The organism is Novosphingobium resinovorum, from assembly GCF_036352595.1.
GTDB classification, from domain to species: Bacteria; Pseudomonadota; Alphaproteobacteria; order Sphingomonadales; family Sphingomonadaceae; genus Novosphingobium; species Novosphingobium resinovorum_B.
On the sequence record NZ_JAZFAX010000006.1, the window covers coordinates 99105 to 114586 of the forward strand.

The 15482-nt window shown below is 65.1% G+C and carries 10 protein-coding genes; 4 read left to right on the forward strand and 6 right to left on the reverse strand.

Annotation, left to right across the window (positions count from 1 at the left end):
- Positions 1 to 60: 60 nt before the first annotated feature.
- The 3 genes from V2S85_RS08070 to V2S85_RS08080 are packed head-to-tail and all read right to left on the reverse strand — an operon-like array spanning position 61 to position 5858.
- Entirely contained in the window at positions 61 to 1500 is a 1440-nt protein-coding gene (locus tag V2S85_RS08070; protein ID WP_330702350.1) for an efflux transporter outer membrane subunit, read from the reverse strand.
- Positions 1493 to 2665, reverse strand: coding sequence for an efflux RND transporter periplasmic adaptor subunit (locus V2S85_RS08075; protein ID WP_330702351.1), 1173 nt, complete (start codon positions 2663 to 2665; stop codon positions 1493 to 1495). Before V2S85_RS08075 ends, V2S85_RS08070 begins: the two co-directional genes overlap by 8 nt.
- Positions 2658 to 5858: an efflux RND transporter permease subunit gene (locus V2S85_RS08080; RefSeq protein ID WP_330702352.1), complete on the reverse strand. Its 3201-nt coding sequence runs from the start codon at positions 5856 to 5858 to the stop codon at positions 2658 to 2660. Before V2S85_RS08080 ends, V2S85_RS08075 begins: the two co-directional genes overlap by 8 nt.
- Before the next feature lie 271 nt (positions 5859 to 6129).
- Between V2S85_RS08080 and V2S85_RS08085 the strand changes: the two genes are divergently transcribed.
- On the forward strand, positions 6130 to 7038 hold the full coding sequence (locus V2S85_RS08085; RefSeq protein ID WP_330702353.1) for a LysR family transcriptional regulator: 909 nt from the start codon (positions 6130 to 6132) through the stop codon (positions 7036 to 7038).
- Between the two features lie 57 nt (positions 7039 to 7095).
- Here V2S85_RS08085 and V2S85_RS08090 read toward each other — a convergent pair whose 3' ends face one another.
- Positions 7096 to 8391 (reverse strand): replication protein RepA, encoded by a 1296-nt coding sequence (locus V2S85_RS08090; RefSeq protein ID WP_330702354.1) that lies wholly within the window; start codon positions 8389 to 8391, stop codon positions 7096 to 7098.
- A 558-nt stretch (positions 8392 to 8949) separates the two neighbouring features.
- On the opposite strand from V2S85_RS08090, the gene V2S85_RS08095 reads away from it, so the two are divergent.
- Together V2S85_RS08095 and V2S85_RS08100 are read left to right on the forward strand one after the other, a co-directional pair.
- Positions 8950 to 10164, forward strand: coding sequence for an AAA family ATPase (locus tag V2S85_RS08095; protein WP_330702355.1), 1215 nt, complete (start codon positions 8950 to 8952; stop codon positions 10162 to 10164).
- A 172-nt stretch (positions 10165 to 10336) separates the two neighbouring features.
- The gene (locus tag V2S85_RS08100) at positions 10337 to 11314 is read left to right on the forward strand and encodes a ParB/RepB/Spo0J family partition protein (RefSeq protein ID WP_330702356.1); all 978 of its coding nucleotides are present in this window, start codon (positions 10337 to 10339) and stop codon (positions 11312 to 11314) included.
- 314 nt (positions 11315 to 11628) lie between these two features.
- Here V2S85_RS08100 and V2S85_RS08105 read toward each other — a convergent pair whose 3' ends face one another.
- A complete protein-coding gene (locus tag V2S85_RS08105; protein WP_330702357.1) occupies positions 11629 to 12768 on the reverse strand; it encodes a hypothetical protein in 1140 nt (379 codons plus the stop codon).
- An 88-nt stretch (positions 12769 to 12856) separates the two neighbouring features.
- Complete coding sequence (locus V2S85_RS08110) at positions 12857 to 13888, reverse strand: LacI family DNA-binding transcriptional regulator (protein WP_330702358.1); 1032 nt, start codon at positions 13886 to 13888, stop codon at positions 12857 to 12859.
- A 209-nt stretch (positions 13889 to 14097) separates the two neighbouring features.
- Between V2S85_RS08110 and hisD the strand changes: the two genes are divergently transcribed.
- The gene (gene hisD / locus V2S85_RS08115; protein ID WP_330702359.1) at positions 14098 to 15429 is read left to right on the forward strand and encodes a histidinol dehydrogenase; all 1332 of its coding nucleotides are present in this window, start codon (positions 14098 to 14100) and stop codon (positions 15427 to 15429) included.
- Positions 15430 to 15482 lie beyond the last annotated feature (53 nt).

The window sequence follows — 15482 nt, forward strand, 5'->3', positions numbered from 1 at the left end:
GATTCTAGTTCGTAACAGCGCCGCGCGCGAATTGGCCCGGCCGATTCTGCCGATCGGGGCTCAGGGCCGCGCCTCGGCCATTGCCTGGGCCGGAGCCCCGCCCCCAAGCGCCCGCACGAACGAGACGCTTGCCTGCATGCGCTGGGTCTGCACCGAGATATAGGCGCGCTGCGCATCCAGCGCATCGGTCTGCGCCGTGACGACGTCGAGATAGCCCGCCGCGCCGTCACGATAGCGCGACATGGCGATGTCGCTGGTACGCTGCGCCGCGTCGGCAGCAAAACGCTGATCCACCGCCGCCGAAGACAAGTGATGCATCGCCGCGATCGCATCCTCGACCTGCCGGAAGGCGGTAAGCACCGTCTCGCGGTAGCCGGATGCGGCTTCCTCGTATTCGGCCCGGGAGATCTTGACCTGCGCGGAGCGGCGGCCGCCATCGAACACCGTGAGCAACGCCGACAGCGGGCCGAGCGACCAGAAGGTGTTGGGCGTGGTCAGCAGCTTGCCGTTGGTGGTCTCCCAGCCGCCCGTCGCGCCCAGCGTCAGCGAGGGGAAGAACGCCGCGCGAGCCGCCCCGATGCGCGCGTTGGCCGCGAACACGCGCCGTTCGGCCGCGGCGATGTCCGGGCGGCGCTGCAGGAGGTCGGAAGGCGTCGCGGCCGGCAAAGCTGGCGGTTCGAAGGTCTCGTCGCGAGCCGGCAGCGAGAACCCGGAGGCGACTTCGCCGACCAGCGCCGCGATCTCGTGCTCGGTCGCCGCACGCTGGTTGGCGATTCCCGCGACTTGCGCCCGCGCGTTGCCCAGAACGGTGCGTGCGCGATTGACGTCGATCCCGGATGAAACGCCGCCATCATGTCGCTTGGACGTCAGGTCATAAGCGCGCGCAAAGGCGCCCACCGACTGATCGAGCACTTTCGCCTGAGCATCGAGGCCACGCAGCCGGAAATAGGCATCGGCAACCGCCGCCTGCAGGCTGAGCTGCGCGGAGGCGAGATCGCTGGCGCTGGCATCCGCCTCCGCTCCGGCGGCCTTAACCTGGTTGCGGATGCGCCCCCACAAGTCGAGTTCGTAATCGATCGAACCGCCAGCCGCATAGTCATCGTACTTGCGCGCCGAGCCCGTGCTCAACGGCCGGTTCTTCGACACCCTCTCGCGCGAGGCCGCGCCGCTGACACCGACTTCGGGATAGAGGTCCGCCTCGTTGACGCGCGCGGTCGCCCGCGCGGCATCGTAACGCGCGAGCGCCGCCGCCAGCGTCGGGCTGGCCTTGGCGGCGCGCTGCTCGAGATCGGCCAGGACCGGGTCGCCATAGGCGTTCCACCACGGCCCCCTGCCCTCTCCGTCACGCGGCGTGGCAGTCGTCCAACCGGCGAGTTCCTTGAACTGCTCGGGCGCGGCCGTCTGCGGCGGGTGATAGTCCGGCGCCATCGAACAGGCACCAAGCCCGAGCACCACCGGCAAGGCCAGCGCCCAGGCGGGGCAAGACCTGCGCTCAGCCATGGCCGCCGGCTCCCTTGGCGACACGGACGCGGTCGCCGCTGCGGATCGAATCTGGCGGCGAATCGATGACCTTGTCACCGGACTTGAGGCCAACCGAGACCAGCACCGTCTTGCCTTCGTCGCGCAGGATGGTGACGCGCTTGATCGTCACCTTGCCGTCGCTGCCGACAAGCGCGACGCTCGGGCCGTCCTCGGCGGAAAGGATGGCACTGCCGGGCAGGCGCATGCCGCCCCCTGCCCCGTCGATCGAGAAGCGGACGTGCGCGAAGGCTCCCGGCTTGAGCGCGCCGTCGGAATTGTCCGCCTGCAGTTCCACCAGCATCGCCCCCGACTGGGCATCGACCGAGTTCGCGCTGCGCGTCAGCGTGGCGTCGAAATCGCGGCCCTGGAATTCGGGCAGGCTCAGGCTCGCCTTCATGCCGGCATGGATCTGCGAGGAATAGACCTGCGGCACGCGCACGTAGATCCGCATGCGGTGGACGTCGGATACGGTGAAAAGCGGCTGCGACGCCGCGTTGCCCGCCACCACCAGCGCGCCGATCTGCGCCGAGCGGCTCGTCACCACCCCGTCGAACGGCGCCGCGAGCTGGGTGAAGCCATGCTTCGCATTGAGTTCGCGCACGCTCGCCAGGGCGGCGTTGGCGAGCGCGGTCTTGGCGGCAAGGTCACCGGCCTTCTCGTCGGCTTCCTGCTGCGAGACGGCATCCTGCGCCAGCATCGACTGCCAGCGCTTTGAAGTGGTCACGGCGAGACGCTGGTTGGCCAGCGCCGTCTGGTAATCCGCCCTCGCCTGCGCGAGCTGCTGGTCGATCTCGGGTGCGTCAAGCACTGCCAGCGTCTCGCCCGCGCGGACATGGTCGCCGATGTCGGCCAGCCAGCGGCGCACGTAACCGTTTGTCCGCGCGTTGATCGCGGCGCTGTTGTAGGCCTGTATGGTACCCGGCAATACGAGGCCGTCGCCGCCGGTCGCCGCCGTGGGCGAAACGAGCGTCACGGTCGGCACCGAGGCCTGCTCGGCGACCGCCTCGAGGTCGTTGGTGGCGCTGATCCGGCTGGCGACGCCGAAGGCGACCACGGCAAGCGCGATGACGGCGGCGCCGATGCCGACTTTCTTCAACGTGCCGCTGTCGGGACCGGCGTTCTGGGTGATCTCGGGTTCAAGCATGGCTGGGCTGCATTTCCATCGAAGGGGTCTGCTCGTCGCCATGGGCACGGCGGCGGTGGACGAAGCTGAACACGGTAGGGACGAAGAACAAGGTGGCGATCGTGGCACAGATCAGGCCGCCGATGACGGCGCGGCCGAGCGGCGCGTTCTGCTCGCCGCCCTCGCCCAGGCCAAAGGCCATCGGCGCCATGCCGATGATCATGGCCAACGCGGTCATCAGGACGGGGCGGAAGCGCACGAGGCCCGCCTCGATCGCCGCCTTCGTCGCGTCGCCGAATTCGGCGAGCTTTTCGCGGGCGAAGCTGACGACGAGGATCGAGTTGGCGGTGGCCACGCCCATGCACATGATCGCGCCGGTCAGGGCCGGAACCGAAAGCGTGGTCCCGGTCGCGAACAGCATCCAGACGATGCCGGCGAGCGCGGCGGGCAGCGCGGTGATGATGACGAAGGGGTCGATCCAGCTCTGGAAGTTCACGACGATCAGCAGGTAGATCAGGAAGATCGCACCCAGCAGGCCGAAGCCGAGACCGGAGAATGCGGTATTCATGGTCTGGTACTGGCCGCGGATGGTCACTGTCGCGCCCTTGGGCTGCTCCTTCTCCAGCGACTTGATCGCCTTCTCGACATCACCGGCGACGGCGCCGAGATCCCGGCCCTGGGTGGTGCCGTAGACGTCGATGACAGGCTGGATGTTGTAGTGCGAGACGATCGGCGTGGTGCTCGAACGGGTCAGCTGCGCCAGCGCGCCGAGCGGCTGCGTGGCGATGCCCGCGGTGCCCGAGACGGGAAGATCGGACAGCGCGTTCATCGAGCCCACCTGGTACTCGGGCGCCTGCGCGACGACCGGATAGGAGACGCCGTTCTCCGGATTGACGAAGAACAGCGGCGCCGTCTGCGAAGTGCCGGCCAGCGAGCTGCCGAGGCTGGTGGTGACGTCCTTTTCGCTCAGGCCATACTGGCCAATCCGGGCGCGATCCACGTCGACGTCGAGCTGTGGCGAGCGTTCCGGCTGCTGCAGGCGCAAGTCGGCAAGACCGGGGATCTTCGCCAGCCTGGCCATCAGCTTGTGGGCATAGGCACGCGAGGCGGCAGCGTTCTTGCTCGCAATCTGAACGTCGATGGGGGATGGCGAGCCGAAGTTCAGGATCTGGCTGGTGATGTCGGCGGGCAGGAACGCGAAGGTGACGCCGGGGAACTGGCGCGGCAGTTCCGCACGCAGCTTGTCGACGTAGCCCGCGGTGGGATCGTGCCCTTCCTTGAGAGTGACGAGAACGTCTCCATCCTGCGGCCCGATGGTGCCACTGTTGGCATAGATCGTGTTGAGCGCGCTGACCGGCAGACCGATGTTGTCGGTGACGGAGCCAAGCTGTTCGGGCGGAACGATCTTGCGCACCGCCTGCGTCACCCGCTCGAAACCGGCGGCCGTGCTCTCGATGCGGGTGCCCGAAGGGAAGCGCACATGCATCGCGATCTGACCGGAATCGACGGCCGGGAAGAAGTTGCTGCCCAGGAACGGCAGCAAAAGGAACGAGAGCAAAACGACCGCCAGGAAGCCCAGCATGAAGCCCCTGGGGACGCCCAGCGCCCTTTGCAGCAAGCCGATATAGGCGGCGCGGACCTTCTCGAAGCGTGCCTCGAAGCCACGCTGGAAACGGACGAGAGGGTTGGTCGAAGTCGCGGTGCCGGCAGCATGCGCATCCTCGCCGTGGGCGTGTGGCTTCAGCAGGTACATCGCCATGGTCGGCACCAGCGTGCGCGAGAGCACGAACGAGGCGATCATCGCGAAGACCACTGAAAGCGCCATCGGCACGAACAGGTAGCCGGCGACGCCGGGCAGGAAGAACATCGGCACGAACACGATGCAGATGCACAGCAGCGACACGAAGGCCGGGGTCACGATCTGGGCGGCGCCGTCGAGGATCGCCTCGACCACGCCCTTGCCTTGCTCGAGATGCCAGTTGATGTTCTCGATCGTCACCGTGGCGTCATCGACGAGGATGCCGACCGCGAGCGCGAGGCCGCCCAGCGTCATCACGTTGAGCGTCTGCCCGAACATCGCCAGCGCGACGACGGCAGCGAGCACCGCCAGCGGGATCGACAGCGCGATGATGACCGTGGAGCGCCAGGAGCCGAGGAACAGCAGGATCATCAGCGAAGTCAGCGCCGCCGCGATCGCGCCTTCGTGAATGACGCCGCTGACGGCCGCCTTCACGAACAACGACTGGTCGCCGACCGGCAATACCTTCAGCGTATCGGGAAGCGTCTCCTGGATGCGCGGAAGATTGTCCTTCACCCCTTGCACGATCGACAGCGTCGAGGCCGCGCCGTTCTTGAGCACGGTCAGCAGCGCCGAGCGGTTGCCATCGACGTGGACGACGTTCTGCTGCTGCGCGCTGCCGTCGCGCACGAAGGCAACGTCGCGCATGTAGATCGTGGCGCCGTTCACGACCTTGACGGGAATGTCGTTCAGCGCGTCGATCGTGCTGGGTGAGTTGTTCAGGCGCACGCTGTACTGCGTTGCGCCGATCTTCACGAACCCGGCGGGGTTAATCTGGTTCTGCGCGGCGATGGCGTTGCCGACGTCCTGCGCCGAAAGCCCGCGCGCCTGCAGCGCCTCGGGGTTGAGGTCGATCTGCACCTGCCGCTGCTTGCCCCCCGAAGGATAAGGCATCGCAAGACCGGGAACAGTGACCAGGTTCGGGCGGATCTGGTTCTGCCCGATGTCGAACAGCTGCTGCTCGTTCAAACCCTTGCCGGACAGCGCCAGCTGCAGGATCGGCACCGTGGAGGCCGAATAGTTGACGATCAGCGGCGGCGTCGCACCCGGCGGCAACTGCTTGAGGATGGTCTGCGAAACCGAAGTCACCTGCGCGGTCGCGGTGCGGATATCGACACCCGGCTGGAAGTAGACCTTGACCACGCCGATGCCCTGGTAGGACTGGCTCTCGATATGCTCGATGTCGTTGACGGTGGTGGACAGGACGCGCTCGTAGGGCGTCACCATCCGGTCGGTCATGTCCTGCGGCGGCAGGCCGGCATATTGCCAGGCGATCGCGATCACCGGAACCTTGATCTCGGGGAAGATATCGACGGGAGTGCGGATCGCCGCGAGAATGCCGCCGACCGCTATCAGGATGGCCATGACGATGAACGTCAGGGGGCGGGACAGGGCAACTTTGACGATACCGATCATCGACTTCTCCATGCGCCGCGAAGACACGGTCTATCCGCGCCACGCGACCCTCTCATGGTCATCCTCTGCGTTGAGCCGGTGCGACGACCGGCCTTGGCGCGCGCAAGGCACGTCGTGAGCCGGGCCATCGCGCCCGGTAGCGGCCAGTCACCCGTGAGCTTTTCGGGAACGGTGTTGGCCGGCCGCACCGCGAGAGGAACCCCTCGCTCGATCGCCGATGCGCGCTTGGATCTTTTCTGTCCAATATATATAGACGCATGATTGATACATAGTGCCTATCGATAGGAGCCCTCCCCTGGAGCTGAGACACCTTCGCTATTTCGTCTGCGTCGCCGAGGAGTTGCACTTCGGCAATGCCGCGCAGCGCCTGGGAATCTCGCAGCCGCCGCTCAGCCAGCAAATCCGCGCGCTGGAAGACGTGCTGGGGGTACGGCTGTTCGAGCGCACGAGCCGCAGCGTCAAACTGACCGAAGCCGGTTTGCAGTTCCTGCCGCAGGCGCGCGAGACGCTGGCGCAGGCCGATCGCGCCGCGCGCATCGCACGACTGGCGCACAGCGGCGAAGTCGGGCGCCTGAGCCTGGGCTTTTCCCCGTCGGTGCCCTTCACTCCTTACGTCGTCGATGCCCTTGCCCGCTTCCGGGCCTCATATCCCGACGTCAGCATCGAACTGAACGAGCTTCCCCGCGAGGAGCAGATCAGCGGGGTCGAGCGCGGGACGCTCGACATCGGCATCCTACGCGCGTTCTCGCCGCTGATGCTGCCGCCACAGCTCGATACCCTGCCCTTGCAGTGCGAAGGCATGATGGTGGCGATGCGCCGCGATCACCCTCTGGCGCAGTTGCCGCGCGAACTTGGCCTGTCCGACCTTGCCGGCGAGCAGTTGATCCTGTTCGGCTCGATGAACGGCGCCGGATTCAACGAACTGCTTGCAGAGCATTGTGCGGCACTGGGCTTTCAGCCCACCGTCGCATTGGAAGCGCAAAGCTTTGGAACGCTCGTGGGACTGACCGCCGCAGGCCTGGGCATTACGATCCTGTCGCGCTCATTGGCGCGCTTCAATCTCGATACCCTGGCTTTCAGGTCCATCGCGATGCCGTTTTCCAGCCATCTGGTGATGTTCCATATCCGGCATGCGTCACCGGCGACGCGTAATTTTCGCAAGCTGATAGAAGCAGGATAGCGGGTACGCACGCCAGGATCGCTCTTCCTTGCGGAAGAACGGCTCGGACATCATCGGTCATTCGCCTTCGGAATTGCTCCGACGCTTGGCGTAACTGACCACGAACGCTTCCCACACCCTCAACCACTCGGTCTCGGGGCGACGCCGGGCAATCCCGGGGAATCCCGCGCGAAAAGCCTCCGCCATCTGATCCACCGCCCAGGGATGCCCCTTGTCGAGCCCGATCCGCTGGAATGCCACTTCCCGCTCGCCGAAACCCAGGCTTCCGTTCGGGAAGGACAGCAGGGGAGCGTCCGACTCGGCGGGTTTCGGGGCCTTCGCCGGGACCGATGATCTCGGTGCCGTTTCTGCGGCAGGCGCTCCCAGCAGCCGCAGATGCGCGCCGACAAGCTTGCGCTCGAGCGGCGCGGGCGACGGCTGGAGCACGACCTTGCGGCCGGACAGATCGACGTTGGCGTTGGGATAGACCGCCGAGACGAGCTGCATCGTCTCGCGCACGGTCTGGCGGAAACGCTTGCTGTCGGCCTCGTTGCCCAGGTGCCGTGCCAACTGGTCCCACGAGATGGTCTGGCCCTTGTCGCTGGCGATGCGCGGCAGGCGATAGGCAAGGTATGTATAAAGGTCGAGCGCGGTCGGCGTGCCCTTGAGCTCGCGAATCGCCACCTCGTTCAGAGGCACGGCATGGTCGATCAGATGGGCGTAGAAGCCCTCCGACATACGGATTTCGCGGGCGAAGGCGCCATTCTTCTCGAGCGAGCCGGCATATTCGTTGGAGATCTTCACGTCGCGCACGGCAAAGGCATTGTCGCCCGCGTCCGTCCCATCCCAGCGGATCTGCCACTCGCAAGCGAGCAGGCGATCGACCTGCTCGCGCATGCGATTGGCGGTTCCGCGCGGTCCATAGGATACCGTCTGGTAGCCGAGCCGCCGCATCCATTCGGTGAAGTTGCGCCCGAGATAGACGTCGCGCGATCGTTTGCTCACCGCCTGCGACAACAGATAGATCAGCGCCACGCGGGGGTATGCGCCATAGGGCACCCCCAGGCTCCTGAGCACCGGCTTGCCATCGACGTTCTGCAGCACGGGCCGCGGATTGATCGCCAGGGCATACTTGCCGTCCTCGCGCAGGATCGGCTGCGTCTCGTCCTTGGGACGTTTCGTCGGCAAGGACATGGCGCAAAGTGCCGAATGCAGGAACGCGGGAACGGGCTCCTCGTCATGAACGCGCAGAAACGCGTCCATGGTAATCTGCGTCCCGGCTGAACGGGCGAGCGAGCGAACGCGTTCCTCTCCGCCATCGAGCATGGCGAGAGCGTACTGGTGTCCGATCGGCTTGGTGGAATCCCCGTTCATCTCGTCCTGACTTGCCCCGACTCAGGGCCTTTGCACACCGGCTAGACAACAGGTTTCGCCCATCTTGGCAAGCCGGTTGGCAGTTTCACCGCGTTTGAGCGGTTGAAACCTACAATCCCACCGATGATCTCGGTGCCTTTGCCGGAGAGCCCCTCTTTCAAATCCATTTTTCAAACGGCGATTCGCGAATCGGATTTGATTAGGGATTCTTGTAATAGGTTTGCGCTCCGAGATCATCGGTCCGAACGGCTCCGAGATCATCGGCCAAGCGCACGTTAATCATCGGCCTGCACCGAGATCATCGGTAATGGCGGAAAACCGCGAATCGGGGCATGGGGATAACTCCGCGAAGCGTGGCGAATATGCTTCGGACCGCGCAAACGGCACCGAGATCATCGGTGCGATTCGTTGCAGCGGAGCGAATCGGTTCAGGCCCAGCCTCGCGTTCGGACCAAATGGCTCGGAGATCATCGGCCTGTTTGTAACGCTGATGGACGATCGTTGCTCGAAACTTCCAACGCGGGTAATGTGTGGGCTCAAACCCACAAGACGGTAGATATGGCCACTCATCCTCGCGAAGCCTCCGCAGACGTCACTGGTGACGAACTGCTCGAAGACAGCCTCGGTCTGCTCCATCGCAAGGCCCTCACCATCCTCAAGCGCATTCGCGATGGGGCACTCGATCCGGAAACGGGCCACAAGGTCGGTCCGTCCTTCGCCATTTCCAAGGCGGCCTCGCTCGTTGGCCGGACCGCCTCGGCGATCCGCGAGGCCGAACGCGATGGGCGTCTCCCCGAACGCGATCGCACCGCATCGGGGCACCGCGTGCAATACTCCCTGCAGGAGCTCGACCACATGCGCGCGGTGTTCGGCACGCGTCCCTGGAGAGCACCGGACGACACCCCGGCGATCCTGTCCGTGTCGAACTTCAAGGGCGGCGTCGGCAAGTCCACGCTCGCACTGCACCTTGCCCAGCACTTCGCGATCAGGGGCTACCGGGTATTGTTCATCGACTGCGACAGCCAGGCCAGTTCGACGATGATGTTCGGTTATCGGCCCGACGTCGATCTCGGCGAGGATGACACTCTGTATGGGCACTTCCACAATCCCGAACTTCTCGGGGTACGGTCGATCATTCGCAAGACGCACTTCCACGGGCTCGACCTGATTCCGGCCAACCTCAAGCTCTATAACCTCGAGTACGAGATCGCCGGCTACCTTGCCCAGAACCAGAGCTTCGACATCATCGACATCATCGCCCAGGCCATCGACGAAGTGGTGGACGACTACGACATCGTCGTCATGGATCCGCCGCCGGCCCTGGGAATGGTATCGATGGCGGTGCTCCAGGCTGCCAATGCGATGGTCATCCCCGCACCGCCCAGCGTGATCGATTTCGCCTCGACCGTGTCCTTCATCGATATGGCGCGCACCACGATGAAGCAGCTCGAACAGCTCGGCGGCCGGATCAAGCCAGCCTACAATTTCATCCGCCTCGTCGCCAGCAGGGTCGATGACAGCAAGTCGATGCATCGCGAGATCCTGTCGATGATGCGGCAGGTCTTCGGCGGCTCTATGATCGGTTCGGTACTCAAGGTCAGCGCCGAGATCGACAATGCCAGCTCGCGCATGAAGACGGTGTTCGAGCTAGACCGCCCGGTCACCTCGCATGAGGTGCACAACCGCTGCGTACGCTTCCTCAACGACGTTTGCCATGACATCGAGCAGGACATCCTGCGCACCTGGGCGAGCCGGGCCAAGGATGTCGATTGAGAGCGGTTGCCACGTGGCAACACGTTAAAAAATCGCGTTATTTCATAAGCTTGAATTTATGTTTGCCGAGTTTCCGGTGGTTGCGGAATAGGCATGAGAGGTGGGCTTTCGGACTTGTTGCCACGTGGCAACTCGTCGCCGCAAGTGCCGCCGCCAGAAGGAAGATGGAACTATGAGCAAGGGCAATCGCGGCTTCGGAAGCAGCCTCACCGAAGGGCTGGAAGATGCGGAACTGGACAGCTCGGCGCCGTCCGAAAGCATCATGGCGAGCCGGAGCCAGACCCTTGCCCGGCTGGCATCCGGCAAGGTCGTCACCGATCGTACCGAGTGGGTGGACCCTGCCCGCTGTCGCCCCTGGCGGCTCCACAACCGCGATCTGGACCACCTCGACGAAGAGACCTGCCGTGACCTGATCGACGCTTTTCTATCAGCGAAGAAGCAGCGCATCCCGGCGATCGTCCGCAAGCTGCACAACGATCCCGACCATGACTACGAGATCATCGCGGGCGTCCGGCGCTGGTGGACGGTCCAGTGGCTGCGCGCGCATCACCATCCTGAATATGAGTACCTGGTCACCATTCAGCATGTCTCCGATGAGGAGGCGTTCCGTGTCTCGGACATCGAGAACCGCTCGCGCAAGGACATCTCGGACTGGGAGCGCGCCAACGAGTACATGCGCGCACTCGACGAATTCTACGACGGCTCGCAGAGTGAGATGGCCGAGCATCTCAAGATTTCCCGCTCCTGGCTCAGCCGCCTTCTCGACGTGGCGCGCCTGCCGGCCGACCTCATCGACGTCTTCGCCGACACGCACGATATCACCGTGCGCGTGGCGCGTGACCTCAAGCCGCTGTCGGGCGATCCGCGCGCACTGGGGCTGATGCTGGAGGAGGGGCGCAGCATCCGCACCGAACGCGACGGCCTCGGCCTGCGTCTGAGCGGACCGGAAGTCGCCAAGCGCCTCGTGGGGGCGACGGTCGCCAAGACCCGGGCGGCGGGCGGCGAAGTGGTGGTTGCGGCGAAGAACGGCAAGCCCATGCTCCGTTACACTCGCTCGCCGCGCAATGGCCTGAGCCTGCGGATCCTTCCCAAGTCCGGTGCGGGGCTCGATGAAGTGCTGGCGGAAATCCGCAAGCTGCTCGCCGATTAGTTCACGCTGCCGCCGTCTTCGGCCGATGGAACATGCATTGCGGTCCTGCCGCATTCCATCGGCCAGGCCGCACGCCGGAATCTTTCTGCACCCCTTTAGGGATAGGGCCAATTCATGCGCCGCCAACCCCCAAAATCGGGGTGAGTGCTTGATTTCCCCCTGCGAGGCCCGTGGAGCGCCTCTGGCTCTGAAAGGGCCTTCGGGTCGTTCGATGATCGATTTGCCGCTGTAAGGGGTGTTTGCGGCGAACCAAAAATCGCCATCCGGCATCGAAAATCGGAGTTTTGTTGCCGCAGAGGCCAGCAGTCCCGGGGCTAGGCGCTGTCTTCGATACCCAGAAGGCGGTCGAGCGCCGACAACGATGCCGCGTATTCATCGAGCGCCGCAGATGAAAACGCAGGCTGCTCCTCGTCGCGATGGACCGGACCAGCTTCGGTGGAGATATGTGGGGCGTCGAACATGTAGGCGCCGGATATCTTCAGCCGTACGACCAACCCGCTGTCCTGCAACGAGGCAAGCATGCCACGCACGCCCAGACGTGATGCGCCCAGCATCGTCTCGATCTGTGACGATCGCATCGCTCCGAAGCCGGCAAGCAGTTCGAACGCCGCCGGTGCGCGCGATGTGCTGCGGTGTTCCAGAATGCTGCGGCACTGTGACTCGCTGCGTGCGCTTTCGCCAAGGCAGGTCAGCAGATCACGCAAGGCGCTTTCGAGCGCAGCGGCGCGAAGCGCGCGGGCGGCATCGGGCGCGTTGGTTCCCAGAGTGTCGAGGCGGACAATATCGGGGAGCGGCAGCGCGCAGGGAAGGACGTCCTGCGCTCTCAGCCATTCGCCGAAAAGCATCTCGAGCGCCCAGCGCGGGGAGCAAGCGGAAGGGCGCTCGAGGTTCACTTGCCGCTGCCCGACCTTGAGCAGCGCGGGTGCTTGTGCGGAGGGAGCGAACAGCGGGCTTGACGCGATCTCCCCGTGCAACGTCCTCAGGGCGTCCAAGGGGGAGGCGATCCCTGAATTCATGCATCGCTCGATGATCGAGCGGGCCTGCGCCGTCACGTCGAGCGCATCCTGACGCGCGCGATCGGCATCGAGGTCCAGGGGAGCCCGCAGCGCGGGTCTGATGCGCGCGGCAATGTCGGCGAGCAGGGGCCAGGTACCGTGCGACATTTCCGCCAGGATGGCCTCGCAGACCGCGCGTGGCGACCGGGCATGCCGTGCGGGGGGATCGGAGAGCGTCGAAAGTCCGGCGAACCAGGTCTGGAAGCGCGCGTCCGTGAACGCGTGTCCTTCTTGTCGCAGCGCGGCGATCATGGCCCGGCGCAGCATCCGCCCCGCAAAAATGCGCTGCACGGGCTGCGGGCAGTAGCGCAGCGCTCCGTCAAGCCGGCCGAGCAGAAACATGGTGACCGCCTCAACCTGCCGGGAGGCGCCATCGACAGGAAACTCGTCGTCATTCATGCGTGAAAGGCCACGAAACAGATGGGTTTTCGCCAGAAAGTATATCTAACTGTGATTAGCCATACAACTGCTTGTACACTGCGATGTCTTACGGTCTGACGGCCAGTCCGACCGGACGCGTGCTGCCTCTGACGATGAGTGCGCCGGGGCAGATCACCTGTTCGTGGCGCCCCGGCTCGGCGCGAAGGGCGAGGATCAGGCGCAGTGTTTCCTCCACCATCCGCAGGGCGGGCTGGGAATAACTGGTCAGGGCGAAGCCGGGCCAACCCGCCATGGGCACGTCGTCGTACCCGGCGATCGAAATCTCGCGGCCGACGTCGAGGCCGAATTCGTGACGAGCGACGGTGATCGCGGCGAGTGCCATGGTGTCGTTCGCGCAGAAGATCGCATCGGGCCGATCCTTGCGCAGCAGCAGGCGCCGGGTTGCCGCCATGCTGGGCTCGAACGCATATTCGCCGCACTCTTGGAGGGCAGGGGGGGCGCCTTGCTCCGCGAGGTATTGCGCGAAGCCGGCTTCGCGTTCGGCATTGGTCGAGGAATCGGGCGTGCCGGCCAGGAAGGCCAGTCTCCGGTGGTCTCCGGCGAGAAGGTGCGCTGCGATCGCACGGGCGCCGCTCTCGTTGTCGCCGACGACGCTGGAGGCATCGTGCGCCGGGGTCGTGCGATTGAAGTGGATGACGGGCACCTGGGCACGGCGGCATTGCTCCGTCAGGTCCGAGGTCGGGCTGACCGACAGCAGCACGAGCGCGTCGATCCGGTAATGCAGGATCTCGTGGATCGAGGGCTCGGGGCCACTGCCCGATCCCGCATGAGCGGGAAACAGCATCAACCGCAGCCCGGCCCGGTCGAGTGCGTCGGCCAGCAGCTGCAGCGTCTGGACGAAGAAGGGGTTGGCGAGATCGCCCACGCCCACCCCGACGATGTTGGACCTTCCGCGCATCAGGGATCGGGCTAGGGGGTTTGGGCGGTAGCCGAGCTTCTCTGCGGCAGCGATGATCCGTTCGCGCTTGTCGGCGGCAATGCTGGCGCCGGGCGTGAATGCGCGTGAGACGGCCGATTGCGAGACACCCGCTTCGCGCGCGACGTCCAGCGAGGTGACCGGTTCGTTATCGATTTCCATGCTCTGCGCATACCCGTCGGCGGGGCGGGGGGCAATGCGAGAGGCTCGGGTTCGGCACGCCATTTGCATATGTACTCATAACGTTATCAGCTTAGTATGCGGGACATATGCGTCTTATATTTGCATATTGAACGATCATGTTTGAATATGTATGCAATGAGTCGAACGGGCCGAGTCTGATCGGGCTCGTGCGAGCAGGAGCAGGACAAATGGCAATCTATCTGAAGCGCGGCGCTACGGCCGAGGCGAAGGCCGATGCGGATCGCAAGGTGCGTGATATCGTGGAGGCTGCGCTGGCGGACATCGAGGCGCGCGGCGACGTCGCCGTGCGCGAGATGAGCAACCGGTTCGACGGCTGGGACCGCGAGGACTATCGCCTCAGCCAGGCCGAAATCGATGCATGCGTCGAAAGCCTCTCGCCCCAGGAGCGCAAGGATATCGAATTTGCGCAAACGCAAGTTCGCAATTTCGCGCAGATCCAGCGCGACAGCATGAAGGACGTGGAGGTGGAGACGCTGCCGGGCGTCGTGCTCGGGCATCGGAACCTGCCGCTCAACTCGGCCGGGTGCTACGTGCCGGGCGGCAAGTATCCGCTGCTGGCGTCCGCCCACATGAGCGTCATCACCGCCAAGGTCGCGGGCGTGAAGCGGGTCATCACTTGCGCGCCGCCGTTCCAGGGACAGCCGGCGCGGGCGATCGTGGCGGCGCAGGCAATGGCCGGTGCCGATGCGATCTACGCGCTCGGCGGCATCCAGGCGGTCGGGGCAATGGCGCTGGGGACCGAGACGATCGATCCGGTCGACATTCTCGTCGGTCCGGGCAACGCCTTCGTGGCCGAAGCCAAGCGCCAGCTCTACGGCCGCGTCGGCATCGACCTGTTCGCCGGGCCGACCGAGACGCTCATCATCGCCGACGAGATCGGCTGCGACGGTGAACTGGCGGCGACCGACCTGCTTGGCCAGGCCGAGCATGGCCCGGACAGCCCGGCGGTGCTCATCACCAATTCCGAGGCGCTGGCGCGCGAAACCATGCGGTGGGTGGACAGGCTCCTGGAGATCCTGCCAACCGCCGATTACGCGCGCAAGGCATGGGAGACCTTCGGCGAGGTCATCGTCTGCGAAAGCTACGAGGAGATGGTCCGGGTGGCCGACGAGATCGCCTCCGAGCACGTACAGGTGATGACCGCCGACCCCGATTATTTCCTGAACAACATGACCAACTACGGCGCGCTGTTCCTGGGCAACCGCACCAATGTCAGCTTCGGCGACAAGGTGATCGGCACCAATCACACGCTGCCGACCAAGAAGGCGGCGCGCTATACCGGCGGCCTGTGGGTCGGCAAGTTCATCAAGACCTGCACGTACCAGCGCGTCACCACCGACGAGGCCTCCGCCCTGATCGGCGAGTACTGCAGCCGCCTTTGCGCGCTGGAGGGCTTTGCCGGCCATGGCGAGCAGGCCAACATCCGCGTGCGCCGGTTTGGCGGCCGCAATGTTCCTTATGCCGGTCAGGCCGAGCCGACCGAACTGACCCTGGCCTGAGCCGGCAAGCCGGAGCAGAATGGACACCTGGAGGGCGGTTCCTGCTATGGGAA